This window comes from Streptomyces sp. ITFR-21 (assembly GCF_031844685.1).
Classification (GTDB): domain Bacteria; phylum Actinomycetota; class Actinomycetes; order Streptomycetales; family Streptomycetaceae; genus Actinacidiphila.
In genome coordinates this window covers 3,133,285-3,148,307 of the sequence record NZ_CP134605.1, presented here as the reverse complement: position 1 = coordinate 3,148,307, position 15,023 = coordinate 3,133,285, and the positions used below count along the sequence as shown (strand labels likewise).

Genomic DNA, 15,023 nt, shown 5'->3' with positions numbered 1-15,023 from the left:
TCCGTCGGCTCCGCCTATTTCCGCCGATCCGGTGACGCGCCGCCGGCCCGCTCGCGGCTCCGGCCGCCTGCCCGGCCTGTCGGTTCGGCTCGTGTCCGGCCCGTACGGTCGTCCCGGCCGGCTACGCTACGACGTCCGTTCGAGGACCATCGCCATGCCCTGGCCGCCCGCCGCGATCACGCCGACCAGCGCGGTGGACAGGTCCTCGTGCCGAAGGGCGGTCAGCGCGCCGGTGGTCAGCCGGGCCCCGGTGGCGCCGTGCGGTTCGCCGAGGGCGATCGAGCCGCCGTGCGGGTTCACCCGGTCCACGGCCAGGTCCAACTCGGCGCAGTAGGCGAGGACCTGGGCGGCGAAGGGCTCGTTGACGGCAATCGTGTCGATGCCGGCCAGGGACAGTCCGGCCCGCTCCAGCGCGGTACGGGTCGCCGCGGCGGGCGCCGGGCCCGCGGTCTCCGGGGTGGCCGCCGCGACGCCGGTGGCCAGGATACGGGCGAGTGGGACGTGGCCGTGGGCCCAGGCGTACGGCTCGGACATGACCACCACCGCCGCCGCGCCGTCGGCCGGCGGCGCGCTGTTGCCCGCGGTGACCCGGCCGTCCGGGCGGAACAGCGGCGGCAGCAGGGCCAGGCCGGCCGCGCTCACCCCGGCGCCCGGCCCGTCGTCGTAACCGGCGGTGGCGCCGTCCGGTCCCTTGACGGGGATGATGTCGCCCAGGTGGAAGCCCTGTGCGAGGGCCTGCCGGGCCAGCCGGTGGGAGCGGGCGGCGTACGCGTCCATGTCGGCGCGGGAGATGCCGTGGACGTCCGCGGTGTTCTCGGCGGCGAGGCCGGCCGGGAGGTACGGGTCGGGTGGCGCGAGACCGGCGCGCGGGTCGGTCCAGCGGGCGGCGCCGGGCCCGGAGCGTACGGCGGTACGGCGCCGGGCCGTGTCGAACACCCCGTTCGCGGCGCCCGGCCACGGGTCGCGGTCGCCGTGCGGCAGCCGGGAGGCGGACTCGACGCCGGCCGCCACCACGACCTCGGCGTCGCCGCCGCGCACCGCCTGGGCGGCGGTCCGCACCGCGTGCAGGGACGAGGCGCAGCCGCGGTCCACGGTTACCCCGGGGACCCGGTCCCAGCCGAGCAGGACCGCGGTGATCCGGGCGATGCCGAAGCCCTGCTCGCCGCCGGGCAGCGCGCAGCCGACGACCAGGTCGTCCACCGCGGCGGGGTCGAGCCCGCGGACGCGCGCGACGGCCTCGGCGACGGTACGGGCGAGGAGGTCGTCGGCCCGGACGGCGGTGAGGCAACCCTGGTGGGCGCGGCCGATCGGGGTACGGACGGCGGCGACGATCACGGCGTCGGGCACGGCGGATCCTTTCCGGGCGTGGGCGTGGGCGTGGGCGTGGGCGTGGGCGTGGGCGTGCGGCGTGCGGCGTGCGGCGTGCGGCGTGCGGCGTGCGGCGTGCGGCGTGCGGCGTGCGGCGTGCGGCGCAGGGTCAAACGATCAAGCGACCACCGGGTCACTATTGTTCGGACATGTCGCGAATGAGTGAAGCTGCCCAACGCGCGCATCCAACGGCCCGGCCGGGACGTTGACCAACGGGCATCGCCCTGGGTATCGGCGCCCCCCGTCCGCGGCAGCGCGGTCGGTCGGCGCCGGCCACCGTGCCGCCGCGCGGCGAGGCCCGCGCGGGGCGGCCGGGCCGCGCGGCCGGATCGCGCGGCAAGGCGGTACCGGAAGCCGTACCGGAAAGCCGTACCGCAAGCCGCACAGGAAAGAGGAGCATGACGCCGCCCGCCTCCGTCCCGCCCGCCGTCCTGCCGTCCGTACCACCGCTCGGCCGGGCTCCCGGGGCGCCCGCCGGCCCGCCGTCCGCCCCGTGTACGCCGCTGGTGCGCGTCCACTCCTGGCAGGGCTACCACTGCGAGTCGCGGCTGGTGCGCACCGCCGCCCCGCGGCTGGCGCCGCTGCTGCTGATCGGCGGCGCGTTCCAGCGCAAGGAGACCTGGGGCCGGTTCGAGCGGGAGTTCCTCGCCCACATGGACGTCCTCACCGTCGACCCGCCTGGCTGGGGCGCCGGTGACCTGCTGCCGGACCACCACGGCGTGACCCTGCTCGCCGACGCCGTCCACCACATGCTGGCCGAGCACGGCATCACGGAGGTCAACGTGCTCGGCGGCTCGTACGGCACCGCCATCGCCTACCGGATCGCGCAGCGCCACCCCGGGTGCGTGGTCCGGATGGCACTGATCGGCACCATGACGTCGATCCCGGAGCACGCCCGCGCCGCCATGCGCCGGACCATGGACCTGCTGGCCGAGCGGCGGATGGCGGAGTACGCGGAGGCCGCCGTCGACATCCTGATGAACCGCGACCGCCTCGGCTCGATCGCCGGCGGGGCCAAGGTGCGGCGCTTCCTGCTGCGCCGGCTGGCCCGGCTGCCCGAGGCGGAGGCCGAGCAGACCTACGCCAACACCCGGCGGCTGCTCAGCCACGAAATGATCGACACCTCCTGCCCGCCGGCCGCCCCGGTGCTGGTGGCCACCGGCGAGTACGACACCTTCACCACCCCGGACCTGTGCCGCGAGATGGCCGCGGCCTGCCGGGAGAGCTGGTTCGCGGAGGTCGCCGACGCCGACCACATGCTGTTCCTGGAGCGCACCGTCGAACTCGCCGACCTGGTCACCCGCTTCTTCGCCGCGGAACCGCTGACCGGTCTGCCGTACTGCCGCGGCGTCGAGCGGATCCGCCGGCCCGCGGCCGACCCGGTCCGGTGACGCGCCGCCGCGGGCGCCCGGAGCCGGGCGGGGAGCCGCGGGAGGGGCGGGAAGGGAGCGGCCCGCGCGCCCGCCGACCTCCCGGGCGGGCCCGGGAGGGAGCCGGCCGGCCCTGGACCTCCCGCCGCTTCCCGCCGCTCCCGACCCGGCGCCGCCGGCCCGGGTGGGGCCGGCGGCTGCGGCGGCGGACGGGCGGGCTGCCGGGTCCGGTGCGGCGGAACGGCCGGGGCTACTTCTTGAAGGCGTAGTCCATGAGTTTCCTCGCGTCCGCCGTACGGGTGGACTCCGAGGTGGCGGCCAGCACGGCGCCGATGACGGTCTTGCCGCCGCGGGTCGCGGCGAAGACCAGGCAGTAGCCGGCCTGCGGGCCCGAGCCGGTCTTGATGCCGATGGTGCCCGAGTAGCTGCCGAGCAGCAGGTTGGTGTTGGTCCAGGACATGAAGCGGTAGCCGCCGGTCCTGGTGGTCACCTTCTGCTTGGTGGACTTGGTCCGGACCACCGCGCGGAAGGCGGAGAACTTCATCGCGTTGCTCGCGAGCCTGGTCAGGTCGCGGGGGGTCGAGTAGTTCGAGCCGTTCCCTATCCCGTCGAACGAGTCGAAGTGGGTGTTCTTCAGGCCGAGGCTCCTGGCGGTGGAGTTCATGGTGGCGATGAAGGACTTCACCCGGGCGGCCCGGGTGCCGCCGGTGCCGAACTTGTCGGCCAGCGCGTACGCCGCGTCGCAGCCCGAGGGGAGCATCAGGCCGTACAGCAGCTGGCGGACGGTCGGCTTGTCGCCGACGATCAGGTGCGCCGAGGACGCGTTCTTGGCGACGATGTAGTCGCTGTACGCCTTCTGGACGGTGACCTTGGCGTCCAGGTTCAGCTTCTTGTTCGCCAGCACCACCCGGGCGGTCATGATCTTGGTGGTGGAGCCGGTGGACCGCCGGGTGTCGGCGGCCTTCGTGAAGAGCGACAGCCCGGAGCCGTTGTTCATCACATAGCCGCCCTTGGCGATGACGGCCGGTGCCTTGGGCGCGGCGGCCTGCGCCGGAGCGGCGACCGCGCCGGCCGTCAGCACCGCTCCGGCGGTGATCACGACGGCGGACGCCCGGCGGGCGCTCCGGCCGCTTCTGATGTCGGTTCTCACGTTGTCTGCTCCCAAAAGCCTCGACGGGCGGCACGGGCGAGCGCCGCTCACTGGTGAGACGCCGCGCGGCCCGAATGGGTGCGCGCGACGGACGTTTTTCTCCGGCGTTTCGCCGGATCGGCTGAAATTTTCCGGGCCGGGGCGCGCACGGCACCCCGGCCGGGGTGCCGGAAATCTACCGTGGCCGCGATAGACATCGTGTGGTGGGGTGGGTATGGTTCCTGGTGTATGTGAACAAGCTGAATACGAAGGGTGGAGGAGTAGGCGCCATCAGGGTCGGCCGATGGTGTCGAAACCCCTCGGGGCCCCGGTGCCGGACGGTGCCGGGGCCCTTCCACGCGTCCGACAAGAGGTCCAGGTGTCCCCAGAAACCCCGTCGCATCCCACCGACCGGCTGGACGACGACGACTTTCCCGCCTACACGATGGGCCGGGCCGCCGAGATGATCGGCGCCACCCCGGGCTTCCTGCGGGCCATCGGTGAGGCGCGGCTGATCACCCCGCTGCGGTCCGACGGCGGCCACCGCCGCTACTCCCGCTACCAGCTGCGCATCGCCGCCCGCGCCCGCGAACTGGTCGACGCCGGCACCCCGATCGACGCGGCGTGCCGCATCGTCATCCTGGAGGACCAGCTGGAGGAGGCCCGGCGGCTCAACGACGAGATGCGGCGCCAGCGCGGCGACGCGGACGAGCACGCCAGCTCCTGACCGCCGCCGCCCCAGGCCCGCCGCTCCATCCGCCAGGTGCCCGCTCCGCCCCCGGCCCGGTGCCACCCCGGCCCCGGACCGCCCTCACCCCGCCCTCACCCCGCCCTCACCCCGCCCTCGGACCGGCCCCGGACCGGCCCCGAACCAGCCCGGCGCCGGTCCGCCCGGCCCCGTCGAATACCTGTCGCCGCCGCCGCAGAAATTATCGTGATGTGCGGTGAGGGTTTATGGTCCGACGGGCGGAGTGAAATCACTTGCCGCGCCCGGCCGGTTGCTTCGTGCTACGGTTGTGACCAGTTGCAGTTGTGGTTCCCAAAGACTTCAAGTGCTCCCCCCGGATTGTCTGCCGGCGGGCGCACTTCTGTATTTCCGGTGCTTTCCGGACGGGGTAATCATCGCGGCGACGCGGGGCTCACACAGTGTGCGCCCTCGGTACTGCCCCGAAGGAGATATGACATGGCTACTGGCACCGTGAAGTGGTTCAACGCGGAAAAGGGCTTCGGCTTCATCGAGCAGGACGGCGGCGGCGCCGACGTCTTCGCCCACTACTCGAACATCTCGGCCTCCGGCTTCCGTGAGCTGCAGGAGGGCCAGAAGGTGTCCTTCGACGTCACGCAGGGCCAGAAGGGCCCGCAGGCGGAGAACATCGTTCCTGCCTGACGCCAAGGCGCTCCAGCGTAACTGGGTCCGTACCCTCGGGTGCGGACCCAGTTACGTGTTGTACGCAGGGCGCGAGGCCCCGGGGATTTCCCGTCGTCGCGGGACCCGCCCTGTCCAGGCTTTTTCCCCGGCTCGTTCCTGCGATTCCTTGCGCTGTTCACCCGGGCGCCGGGAATTCCTCGATACGTGCCGCATCGAGGAGGGTTCAGCATGAACCGCACAGCTCGCAGCAACGACCGTTTCTCCCGTGGCCGGAACGACCGGACCGGCGCTCCCGCGCGCTCCGCCGCCGGCGGCCGCTCCGGCGGCGGCACCCGCACCGGTGGCGGCCACGCCCGGCGCCCCGCCGCCCGGCAGGGTGAGTTCGCCCTTCCGGTGACCATCACCCCGGCGCTGCCCCCGGTGACCGCCTTCGCCGACCTGGACATGCCGGTCGAGCTGCTCAGGATGCTCACCAGCCTGGGCGTGAACGAGCCGTTCCCGATCCAGGGCGCCACCCTGCCGAACTCGCTGGCGGGCCGCGACGTGCTCGGCCGCGGCCGGACCGGCTCCGGCAAGACCCTCGCCTTCGGCCTGGCGCTGCTGGCCCGCACCGCCGGTCGCCGGGCCGAACCGCGCCAGCCGCTCGGCATGGTCCTGGTCCCGACCCGGGAGCTCGCCCAGCAGGTCACCGACGCGCTCACCCCGTACGCCCGTACGCTGCGGCTGCGGCTGACCACCGTGGTCGGCGGTATGTCGATCGGACGGCAGGCCGGCGCGCTGCGCGGCGGCGTCGAGATCGTCGTCGCCACCCCCGGCCGGCTCAAGGACCTCATCGAGCGCGGCGACTGCCGGCTGGACCAGGTCGACATCACCGTCCTGGACGAGGCCGACCAGATGGCCGACATGGGCTTCATGCCGCAGGTCACCGAGCTGCTCGACCAGGTGCGCCCGCACGGCCAGCGGATGCTGTTCTCGGCCACCCTGGACCGCAACGTCGACCTGCTGGTACGCCGCTACCTGCACGACCCGGTGGTGCACTCGGTCGACCCGGCGGCCGGCTCGGTCACCACGATGCAGCACCACGTCCTGCATGTGCACGGCGCCGACAAGCACGCCACGACCACCGAGATCGCCGCCCGCGACGGCCGGGTGCTGATGTTCCTGGACACCAAGCACGCGGTGGACCGGCTGACCAAGGACCTGCTGAACAGCGGGGTACGGGCCGCCGCGCTGCACGGCGGCAAGTCCCAGCCGCAGCGTACCCGGACCCTGGCGCAGTTCAAGACCGGGCACGTCACGGTGCTGGTGGCCACGAACGTGGCGGCCCGCGGCATCCACGTCGACGACCTGGACCTGGTGGTCAACATCGACCCGCCGAGCGACCACAAGGACTACCTGCACCGCGGCGGACGCACGGCCCGCGCGGGCGAGTCCGGCAGCGTCGTCACCCTGGTGCTGCCGCACCAGCAGCGCGACATGGTGCGCCTGATGGCCGACGCCGGCATTACCCCCCAGGTCACCGCGGTACGGTCCGGCGAGGCCGGGCTGAGCCGGATCACCGGCGCGCAGGCGCCCTCCGGTATCCCGGTCACCGTCACCGCCCCGGTGGCAGAGCGCTCCGAGCGTGCCGCCGGCCAGGCCCGCAGGCGCCGCAACCGCCCCGCCCAGCCGCGCCGCGCCTACGCCGCGCCCCGCGCGTAGCCGGCCCGCCGGGCGGTTCCGGGACCGCGGGGTTCCGGAACCGCCCGGCGGTGGCCGCCGCGGAGTAGAGTGGGGCGGCCGAGGGTATTTCGCGCGCCGGCTCTCACGCCGGGCCGTTCCCGGCGATCGACGACACCGGGGCCGGTTCGTATCCGCCCGGGGTGAGGTCCGCTCATGACGGCGACCGTTCTTCTCCAGCCGCGGGACCCGCGGCCCGACGACCGGCGTCCGGTGGACGGTGTGCGGGCGCCCCGCCTGTCCTTCGCGCCCGCCGGGCATGTGCCGGCCCGGCTGGACGGCGCGTGGTGGCCGTACTCCCGCGATCTGACCGGCGAACTGCGTTCGCTGGTACCGGAGCTGGACGAGCGGTGGGGCCGGATCACCCGGGTCGCCGTCAACCCGACGTACTGGCCGGAGATCCCGCACAAGATCCGGCTGAACGGCCATGTGCTGCACGTCGGCTGGTTTTTGGAGGAGCAGGACCGGCACCAGCTGATGCTGCTCTCCTTCCAGGTGGGCCGCTGGGACCTGCTGGTGGTCCCGCCGCGGACCCCGCCGGACGCCGCCGCCTGGCTGATGGCCGCCGCGGCCGATCCGCTGCGGCGGTCCACCGCGAGCGAGCTGGTGGCGGAGGCGGCGGACCGTGCGGACGCGCCCGCCGCGCGGACCGCGGACCGCCCCGCCCACGACGCGGGCGCCCGGCCGGACCGGGCGGCGGACGGGGCGGCACCGGACTCCGGATGAGCCCGCCCCGCGCCCCCGGCGGACCGGCCGGGCGGCGCGCGCTACCGGGCGGACCCGGCCTGGCGGGTGCTGCTGAGCGGCGCGGCGCCGGTGGGGCGGCCCGGGACGCGGGCCGACAGCGGGGACCTGCCCGGCGCGGGCGGGGTGGACGCGGGCGCGGCGGCCTTGCGGACGGACGGGTGCCGGCCACCACCCGGCTGCCGTCGGGCTCCCCGTCGGGGGTGAGGCCGCCGTCGGGGACGCCGGGGACGTCGCGCAGGCCGCGGAGCCGTCCGGGCCGATCGTCTCGACGCCGGAGCCGCCGTACAGGGCGATCCGGCCGCCCGTGGCGCCGACGGACATCGCGTGGGCGCCCGGCGCCGTCGCGGTGAGCAGTGCCGCGGCGAGCGTGCCGCCCGACGTGAGCGCCGCCAGCCGGCGACGCATGCGGGATTCCACCTCGGGACCGCCCCAGGGAAGATGGTGTGGCGTACTACCGCCGGGCCCCGACCTCGTCACCGTGCTTTCGCCGCGGCGCCGCCCCTTCCGGACACCCGTCGGCGGGGAAATCGTGACCGGCTGGCGAAAGGACTGTCAGTACACGGATCCGGACGCTGGGTGAACGCCCCGCTCACACGGCCGAAATCGTGGCGTTTTTATCGGCTTTATCGGCCGACCCCGCTGCGGTGCCCGCCTCCGCCGGGCAAACTCAGTAGCCGACACCGGGCCGACCGGAGGAGGGGGTGGCGATCGTGCGAGGCAGTCCGCTGCTGACCGTGCGCGATGTCTCCAAGAGGTTCGGTGCCGTGCAGGCTTTGCGTGAGGTCGACCTGACGGTCGACGCCGGCGAGGTGGTCGGCCTGGTCGGAAGCAACGGCGCGGGCAAATCCACCCTGGTCAAGGCTATTTCCGGGGCTTTTCCGCCGGAGAGCGGGATCATCGAGTGGAAGGGCCGGCGGGTGGAGATCCGCCGGCCGATCGACGCGCGTGATCTGGGGATAGCGACCGTCCACCAGAATCTGTCGCTGTGCGACAACCTCGACACCGTCGACAATCTCTTCCTCGGCCGGCCGATGCGCCGCTTCGGCATGCTGGATTCGGTCCGCATGGAGAAGCGGTCCCGAAATCTGCTGGACACGCTGGGTGTCCGCATCCCCAGCCTGCGGGTGCCGGTCGCCTCGCTCTCCGGCTCGCAGCGGCAGGGCGTGGCCATCGCGCGGGCGCTGATCGGGGATCCCGAACTCGTCGTCATGGACGAGCCGACCGCCGCCCTCGGCCCCGAACAGGCCGCCCTGGTGCTGGAGTTGGTGCAGCGGCTGCGCGACCAGCGGGTCGGCGTGCTGCTGGTCAGCCATGAGATGGACGAGGTGCGGGCGGTCGCCGACCGGGTGGCGGTGCTCCGGGTCGGCCGCAACAGCGGCCTGTTCGACACGAAGTACACCACCCAGGAGCAGATCGACTCGGCCGTCACCGGCAACCACGCCATGGCCGTCACCCTCCAGCGGAGCCTGCTGCCGCACGGGCTGCCGGAACAGGACGCGCTGGACGTCGCCTACCGCTACCTGCCCGCCCAAGCCGGCGTCGGCGGCGACTGGTTCGACGTCATCCCGCTGTCGGGCGCCCGGGTCGCGCTGGTGGTCGGGGACATCGTCGGGCACGGCGTGCACGCCGCCGCCACCATGGGCCGGCTGCGGACGGCGGTGCACAACTTCTCCATGCTGGACCTGCCGCCCGACGAACTCCTCGCCCACCTGGACGACCTGGTGCTGCGGATCGACCGGGACGAGGCGACCGCGGGCGGCGTCCCCGTCGCCGGCGCGACCTGCCTGTACGCGGTCTACGACCCGGTCTCCGGCACGTGCGAACTGGCCCGCGCCGGCCACCTGCCGCCGGGCCTGGTGCGCCCCGACGGCACCGCGGAGTTCCTCGACGTGCCGGCCGGACCGCCGCTGGGCCTGGGCGGGCTGCCCTTCGAGGCGGTGGAGCACCGGCTGCCCGAGGGCAGCCGCCTCGTGCTCTACACCGACGGGCTCGTCGAGGACCGCAACCGGGACATCGACGTCGGCCTCGACCTGCTGCGCGCCGCCCTGACCGGCCCCGACCGTACCCCGGAGCAGGCCTGCGTACGGGTGCTCGACGCGTTGCTGCCGGCCAACCCCCAGGACGACATCGCGCTGCTCATCGCCCGCACCCACGCGCTGCCCGCCGACCACATCGCCCACTGGGAGGTGCCCTCCGACCCGGCCGCGGTGGCGACCGTACGGGACGAGGCCAGCCGGCGGCTGGAGGCGTGGGGCCTGGCCGAACTGGCGTTCACCACCGAGCTGGTCCTCAGCGAACTCGTCACCAACGCCATCCGCTACGCCACCGGCCCGATCGGCGTCCGCCTGCTGCGCGACCGCACCCTGATCTGCGAGGTCGCCGACACCGGCAGCACCTCCCCGCACCTGCGCTACGCCGCCTCCACCGACGAGGGCGGCCGGGGCCTGTTCCTCGTCGCCCAGATCGCCGAGCACTGGGGCACCCGCCACACCCCCGCCGGCAAGATCATCTGGGCCGAGCAGCGGCTCCCCGCGGTGCCGGCGGCCGGGATCTAGATTCGGGGCACCGGAGGGCGGGCGAGAGCCTATTCTGTTTCCCCCTCGGGGCACGAGTCGGCGAAGTGAGGCTGAACATGCTGGTGGTCGCGGTTCCGGGCGAGAACCAGGAGGAACACTTACGTTCCCTGTACGACTGGCTGCTCGCCGACCGGTCAGTGCGTCGGCATACCGAGATCGGGCTGGGCACCTCCCGGCCGCTGCCGGCCGGTTCGCAGGGAAATGCCTTCGACATCACCTCGGTTGTTCTCGGCAGCGGATTCAGCGCCGGTTCGCTGGCGGTCTCGCTGGCGTCCTGGCACGACGCCCGACGGGAACGGCCGGTCGTGACGATCGAAAGGCCCGACGGGGCGACGATATCGACCGGCCGGCAGCCGGCGGCGGAAACCCTCCGCGTTCTGCGGGAACTACTGGGCGAAGGCGGCCCGCCGGGTACGGCGGAATCGCCGGGCGAGGACGGGCCGCGAGATGGTGGCGAACCCGGGGCGGAAAGCGGACCGCGGGGCGAAGGGGATGAGGGAAGCGGGCATGACCGGAATTCCCGTACCCGGGTCCTCGCGCGCGGTCCTCATCGGATCCAGCCGGTTCAGCGATCTCGAAGACCTGCCCGCGGTCGCGGAGAATCCGGCCGCCGTCGCCGGACTCATGCGCGACGACGTGTGGAGGCTGTCCGCCGAGCACTGTGTGCAGGTACTGGACCCCATGTCGCCCGGCGAGGCGTCGAAAGCGGTCCGTGCCGCCGCCGATGAGGGCAACCGACGCGCTGTTGGTCTACTACGCCGGACACGGCCTGCTGGACTCCGGCGGCCATCTGCACCTGGCCGTGCCGGAAAGCGACCGGGCCAACGCGTACGACACCGCGATCCCCTACGAATGGATCAGGCGGGCGGTGGAACGCAGCCGGGCGACGCGGAAGGTGGTGATCCCGGACTGCTGTGACAGCGCCCGCGCCTTCGGCCCGCGGTCCTCGCACGTGGTGGATCTCGCCGAGGTCGACGGCACCTTCGTGCTCGCCGCCGCCGCGGAGACCGCGGTCGCGCTGGCACCGCCCGGCGAGCAGTTCACCGCCTTCACCGCCGAACTGCTGGACGTGCTGCGCGAAGGCGTGGCGGGCGCGCCGGAATGGCTCAGCCTGGACGCGGTGTTCGCCCGGATCCGTTCCGCGCTGGCCTCCAAAGGACGATTTCAGCCGCAGGGTCTGTGCCGCAATCAGCTGGGCTCGGTGCCTGCCCCCAACGCCGCCTACCGTCCGGACTCGGTGGAGCGCGAGATTCCGCTCGGTGGGCTCGTCAACGAACTGCACACGGCGAGGAGCCTCGCGGACACTGTGCAGAACATCGCCGACGGCGTGGTACTGGGCCGCAGCTGTGAACTGGCGGCCGTCAAACTGGTCCGCCCCGACGGCGATCTCGTCGTGGCGGCGTTCGCGGGCAGTGCGGCGGGCGAGGCGCTGCTGCTCGGCCGGGCGGGCCGAGCTGCGGCTGGCCCGGCGGGACGGCACGTATGTGTGGGCGTCGCTGCGGAACTCGGTGGTGGCCGACACCGCCGACGGGCCGCGTTTCCTGCTCACGCATGTGGAGGACATCGAGGAGCGCAAGAGCCGTGAGCTGCAGCTCGCCCACCGGGCCAGCCACGACTCGCTGACGGGTCTGCCCAACAGCGCGGAGCTGCGGTCCCGGCTGTCGTCCCGGCTGTGCTCCCGCCCGCACGAGCCGAGCGTGCCGCCCGACGGACCGGCTCCGGGTGGGAGCGGGCCGGAGGGGGCCGCGGCCGGCGGTGCGTTCGGGGAGACCGGCCACGGCTACCAGGCCGACGGGTGCGGATCAGGGGACGCCCACACGCACACCGCCGCGCCGAACGGCGGGAGCGGTGAACGCGGACTGGCCTTGCTCTTCTGCGACCTGGTGGGCTTCAAGGCCGTCAACGAACACTTCGGACGGCACGGGGGCGACGCGGCGCTGGTGGAGATCGCCGGGCGGCTGACCGCTGCCGTCCGCGACGGCGACACGGTGGCCCGTGCAGGTGACGAGTTCCTGGTCCTGGCAGACGGCCTGACCCGCGGCGAACTGGAGGAGCTGGGGCAGCGGCTGCGCCATGCCATCGGCCGGCCGCTGACAGTCGAGGCGGAGACCGTCGGTGTCGGGGTCGACTTCGGCACGGCCTGGGCCGCGTGCGGGCTGACCGTCGAGGGGATTCTGCGCACCGCCGACCAGAACCTGCGGGACGGCAGGAAGCTGCGTCGGGCGTTCCGGGACCGGGAACGGGCGGGCTTCTGCGGCCCCGGCGGCACGTGCGTCCGACCGCGGTGCACGGCCGAGTACGGCGCGGGCGGGCCCGCCGGCGGGGCGGTGCCGCGGGGCGGTCGCCGGTGGTGGGCCGGCCCGGGGGGCGGGACGCGGGCGGGCTCGCCGGTGTGCAGGGTGATGATGCGCATGTCAGCTGGTCAGACCGGTGCGTTAGCCTCGTGGCAGGGCGTGATCGGCGAGAGGCGCGGGACGCGCGAGAGGCGGCAGCTCAGGTGAAGGTCCATGTGCTCCACGAGAACCCGGACTGGTACCCGCCTTTCGCGGCGGCCTTCGACGCCGAGGGGGTGCCGCACGAGCAGTGGCTGCTCGGCGAAGGGGCGCTCGACCTGGACGCCGAGCCGCCGCAGGGCGTCTTCTGGTCCCGGATGAGCGCCTCCGCCCACACCCGCGGCCACGTACTGGCCAAGGACCACACCCGGTCCGTCCTGAACTGGCTGGAGGCGCACGGCCGCCGGGTGGTCAACGGACGGCGGGTGCTGGAGCTGGAGATGAGCAAGGTCGACCAGCTCACCGCCCTGCGCGCGGCCGGCATCGAGGTGCCGCGCACGCTGGCCGTGGCCGGGACCGCCGGCCTGCTGGACGCCGCCGCCACGCTGCCCGCGCCCTTCATCGTCAAGCACAACCAGGGCGGCAAGGGCCTCGGGGTCGCGCTCTTCGAGAGCGTCGACGCCTTCGCCGACCACCTCGCCGACCCCGGGCACCAGCCGCCGGTGGACGGCATCACCCTGCTCCAGGAATACCTGCCCGCCGCCGAGCCGCGGATCACCCGGGTGGAGGTCGTCGGCGGCGAGGTGGTCTACGCGCTCACCGCCGACACCGCCCGCGGCGGCTTCGAGCTGTGCCCGGCCGACGCCTGCGCGATCGACGGCGGCCCGGACGCGCCGAGCCTGTTCGCGCTGCGGGAGGGCTTCGACCACCCGGTCCTCGGCCGGTACCTGGACTTCGCCGCCCGGCACGGCGTCGAGGTCGCCGGGTTCGAGTTCATCGAGACCACCGACGGCCGCCTGGTCACCTACGACGTCAACACCAACACCAACTACAACCCGGAGGTGGAGAGCGTGGCGCCGCGCTCCGGGCCCCGGCAGATCGCCCGCCTGCTCAAGCGGCTGCTCGCGGAGGCGGAGGCCGCCGGGGCCGCCGGGGCCGCGGACGGCGCGGCGGCCACCGGGAGCGGGGAGACCGCCGGGGCCGCCGGGGCCGCCCGTACCGCCGGGATCACCGGGACGGCGGCGGTCGCCGCCGCCGGCGCCCGGACGGCGACCGCGGCGGCCACGGCCACCGCCCGCACCGCCGCCACGGAAGGAACGGCCCGCTGATGCGCTTCGGGTTCTGGATGCCGATCTTCGGCGGCTGGCTGCGCAACGTCCCCGACGAGGGGATGTCCGTCGACTGGCCCTATATCCGCGATCTGGTGGTCGCCGGCGAGGACCACGGCTTCGACCTCACCCTGATCGCCGAGCTCAACCTCAACGACATCAAGGGCCCCGGCTCGCCCAGTCTCGACGCCTGGACGCTGGCGCCGGCCGTCGCCGCCGTCACCACCCGCCTCGAACTCATGCTCGCGGTGCGCCCCAACTACCACCTGCCGGCGCTCACCGCCAAGGCGCTGTCCACCCTGGACACCATCGCCCCCGGCCGGCTGAGCCTGAACGTGGTCTCCTCCTGGTGGAAGGACGAGGCCGCCCAGTACGGCGCGCCCTTCGACGTGCACGACGCCCGGTACGCCCGCACCGCCGAGTGGCTCGACGTGCTGCGCCGGCTGCTCACCGAGGAGACGGTCACCCACCACGGCGCCCTGTACGACCTGGAGGGCGCGGTCCTGGCGCCCAAGCCGGCCCAGCGGCCGACGGTCTACATGGGCGGCGAGTCCCCCACCGCCAAGGACCTCATCTCCGGCAGCGGTGACGCCTACGTGATGCACGGCGATCCGCCGGAGACCATCGCCGCGAAGATCGCCGACATGCGCGGCCGGCGGGCGGCGCGCGGCCTGCCGCCGCTCACCTTCGGCGTCTCCGGCTACGTGGTCTGCCGCGACACCGAGCAGGAGGCGCGGGAGGAGCTGCGCCGGATCCTCGACGTACGCTCCTCGCCCGAGGCGTACGCCTCCTACCGGGACTTCGTGGAGGGCTCGCAGCTGGAGTCCCAGGTCTCGCTGGAGGAGTACAGCGTCTCCAACCGGGGCCTGCGGGCCGGGCTGGTCGGCACCCCCGAGCAGATCACCGCCCGGCTGCGCGCGTACGAGGAGGCGGGCGTGGACCTGATGCTGCTCCAGTTCTCCCCGCAGCACACCGAGATGGCCCGGTTCGGGCGGGACGTGATCACCCCGGGCTGGAAGTAGCCGGCCGCGCGGGCGGGACGGGCGACGCGGGCGACGCGGAAGAGCCCCGGACACCGGGAGGGAGGCTCGGGCACCCTGGTGGACGGCCCGGCGGCCCGGCGGCCCGCGGCCCGGCCAACGGG

The 15,023-nt window shown here is 73.9% G+C and carries 11 protein-coding genes and 3 pseudogenes; 11 read left to right on the top strand and 3 right to left on the bottom strand.

What is annotated here, in order from left to right:
* Positions 1 to 126: 126 nt before the first annotated feature.
* The gene (locus tag RLT57_RS13635) at positions 127 to 1,347 is read right to left on the bottom strand and encodes an acetyl-CoA C-acyltransferase (protein ID WP_311297657.1); all 1,221 of its coding nucleotides are present in this window, start codon (positions 1,345 to 1,347) and stop codon (positions 127 to 129) included.
* 419 nt (positions 1,348 to 1,766) lie between these two features.
* Between RLT57_RS13635 and RLT57_RS13630 the strand changes: the two genes are divergently transcribed.
* On the top strand, positions 1,767 to 2,759 hold the full coding sequence (locus tag RLT57_RS13630) for an alpha/beta fold hydrolase (protein WP_311297656.1): 993 nt from the start codon (positions 1,767 to 1,769) through the stop codon (positions 2,757 to 2,759).
* Between the two features lie 229 nt (positions 2,760 to 2,988).
* Here the strand turns inward: RLT57_RS13630 and RLT57_RS13625 are convergent, their stop codons facing one another.
* Entirely contained in the window at positions 2,989 to 3,888 is a 900-nt protein-coding gene (locus tag RLT57_RS13625) for a D-alanyl-D-alanine carboxypeptidase family protein (RefSeq protein ID WP_311297655.1), read from the bottom strand.
* A 358-nt stretch (positions 3,889 to 4,246) separates the two neighbouring features.
* On the opposite strand from RLT57_RS13625, the gene RLT57_RS13620 reads away from it, so the two are divergent.
* The 6 genes and pseudogenes from RLT57_RS13620 to RLT57_RS33360 all read left to right on the top strand — a co-directional run.
* Entirely contained in the window at positions 4,247 to 4,594 is a 348-nt protein-coding gene (locus RLT57_RS13620) for a MerR family transcriptional regulator (protein ID WP_311297654.1), read from the top strand.
* Positions 4,595 to 5,050: 456 nt separating this feature from the next.
* Entirely contained in the window at positions 5,051 to 5,254 is a 204-nt protein-coding gene (locus RLT57_RS13615) for a cold-shock protein (RefSeq protein ID WP_311297653.1), read from the top strand.
* A gap of 210 nt (positions 5,255 to 5,464) precedes the next feature.
* Positions 5,465 to 6,937 (top strand): DEAD/DEAH box helicase, encoded by a 1,473-nt coding sequence (locus RLT57_RS13610; RefSeq protein ID WP_311297652.1) that lies wholly within the window; start codon positions 5,465 to 5,467, stop codon positions 6,935 to 6,937.
* A gap of 174 nt (positions 6,938 to 7,111) precedes the next feature.
* Positions 7,112 to 7,681 carry a DUF5994 family protein gene (locus RLT57_RS13605; RefSeq protein ID WP_311297651.1) on the top strand — a complete coding sequence of 190 codons (570 nt, stop codon included), beginning with the start codon at positions 7,112 to 7,114 and terminating at the stop codon, positions 7,679 to 7,681.
* A gap of 722 nt (positions 7,682 to 8,403) precedes the next feature.
* Complete coding sequence (locus RLT57_RS33365; RefSeq protein ID WP_399128612.1) at positions 8,404 to 10,257, top strand: SpoIIE family protein phosphatase; 1,854 nt, start codon at positions 8,404 to 8,406, stop codon at positions 10,255 to 10,257.
* Between the two features lie 77 nt (positions 10,258 to 10,334).
* Positions 10,335 to 10,655, top strand: a pseudogene (locus tag RLT57_RS33360) (effector-associated constant component EACC1); the annotation flags it as partial.
* A gap of 9 nt (positions 10,656 to 10,664) precedes the next feature.
* Here the strand turns inward: RLT57_RS33360 and RLT57_RS13590 are convergent.
* Entirely contained in the window at positions 10,665 to 10,787 is a 123-nt protein-coding gene (locus RLT57_RS13590; protein WP_311297650.1) for a hypothetical protein, read from the bottom strand.
* Positions 10,788 to 11,002: 215 nt separating this feature from the next.
* Between RLT57_RS13590 and RLT57_RS13585 the strand changes: the two are divergent.
* The 4 genes and pseudogenes from RLT57_RS13585 to RLT57_RS13570 form a co-directional block, all read left to right on the top strand.
* Positions 11,003 to 11,428, top strand: a pseudogene (locus tag RLT57_RS13585) (caspase, EACC1-associated type); the annotation flags it as partial.
* Between the two features lie 274 nt (positions 11,429 to 11,702).
* Positions 11,703 to 12,527 (top strand): annotated as a pseudogene (locus RLT57_RS13580) (diguanylate cyclase domain-containing protein); the annotation flags it as partial.
* A gap of 248 nt (positions 12,528 to 12,775) precedes the next feature.
* Positions 12,776 to 13,879 carry an ATP-grasp domain-containing protein gene (locus RLT57_RS13575; RefSeq protein WP_311297649.1) on the top strand — a complete coding sequence of 368 codons (1,104 nt, stop codon included), beginning with the start codon at positions 12,776 to 12,778 and terminating at the stop codon, positions 13,877 to 13,879.
* A complete protein-coding gene (locus RLT57_RS13570; protein WP_311297648.1) occupies positions 13,879 to 14,901 on the top strand; it encodes an LLM class flavin-dependent oxidoreductase in 1,023 nt (340 codons plus the stop codon). The genes RLT57_RS13575 and RLT57_RS13570 overlap by 1 nt, the downstream gene beginning before the upstream one ends.
* The last annotated feature ends 122 nt before the right edge of the window (positions 14,902 to 15,023 follow it).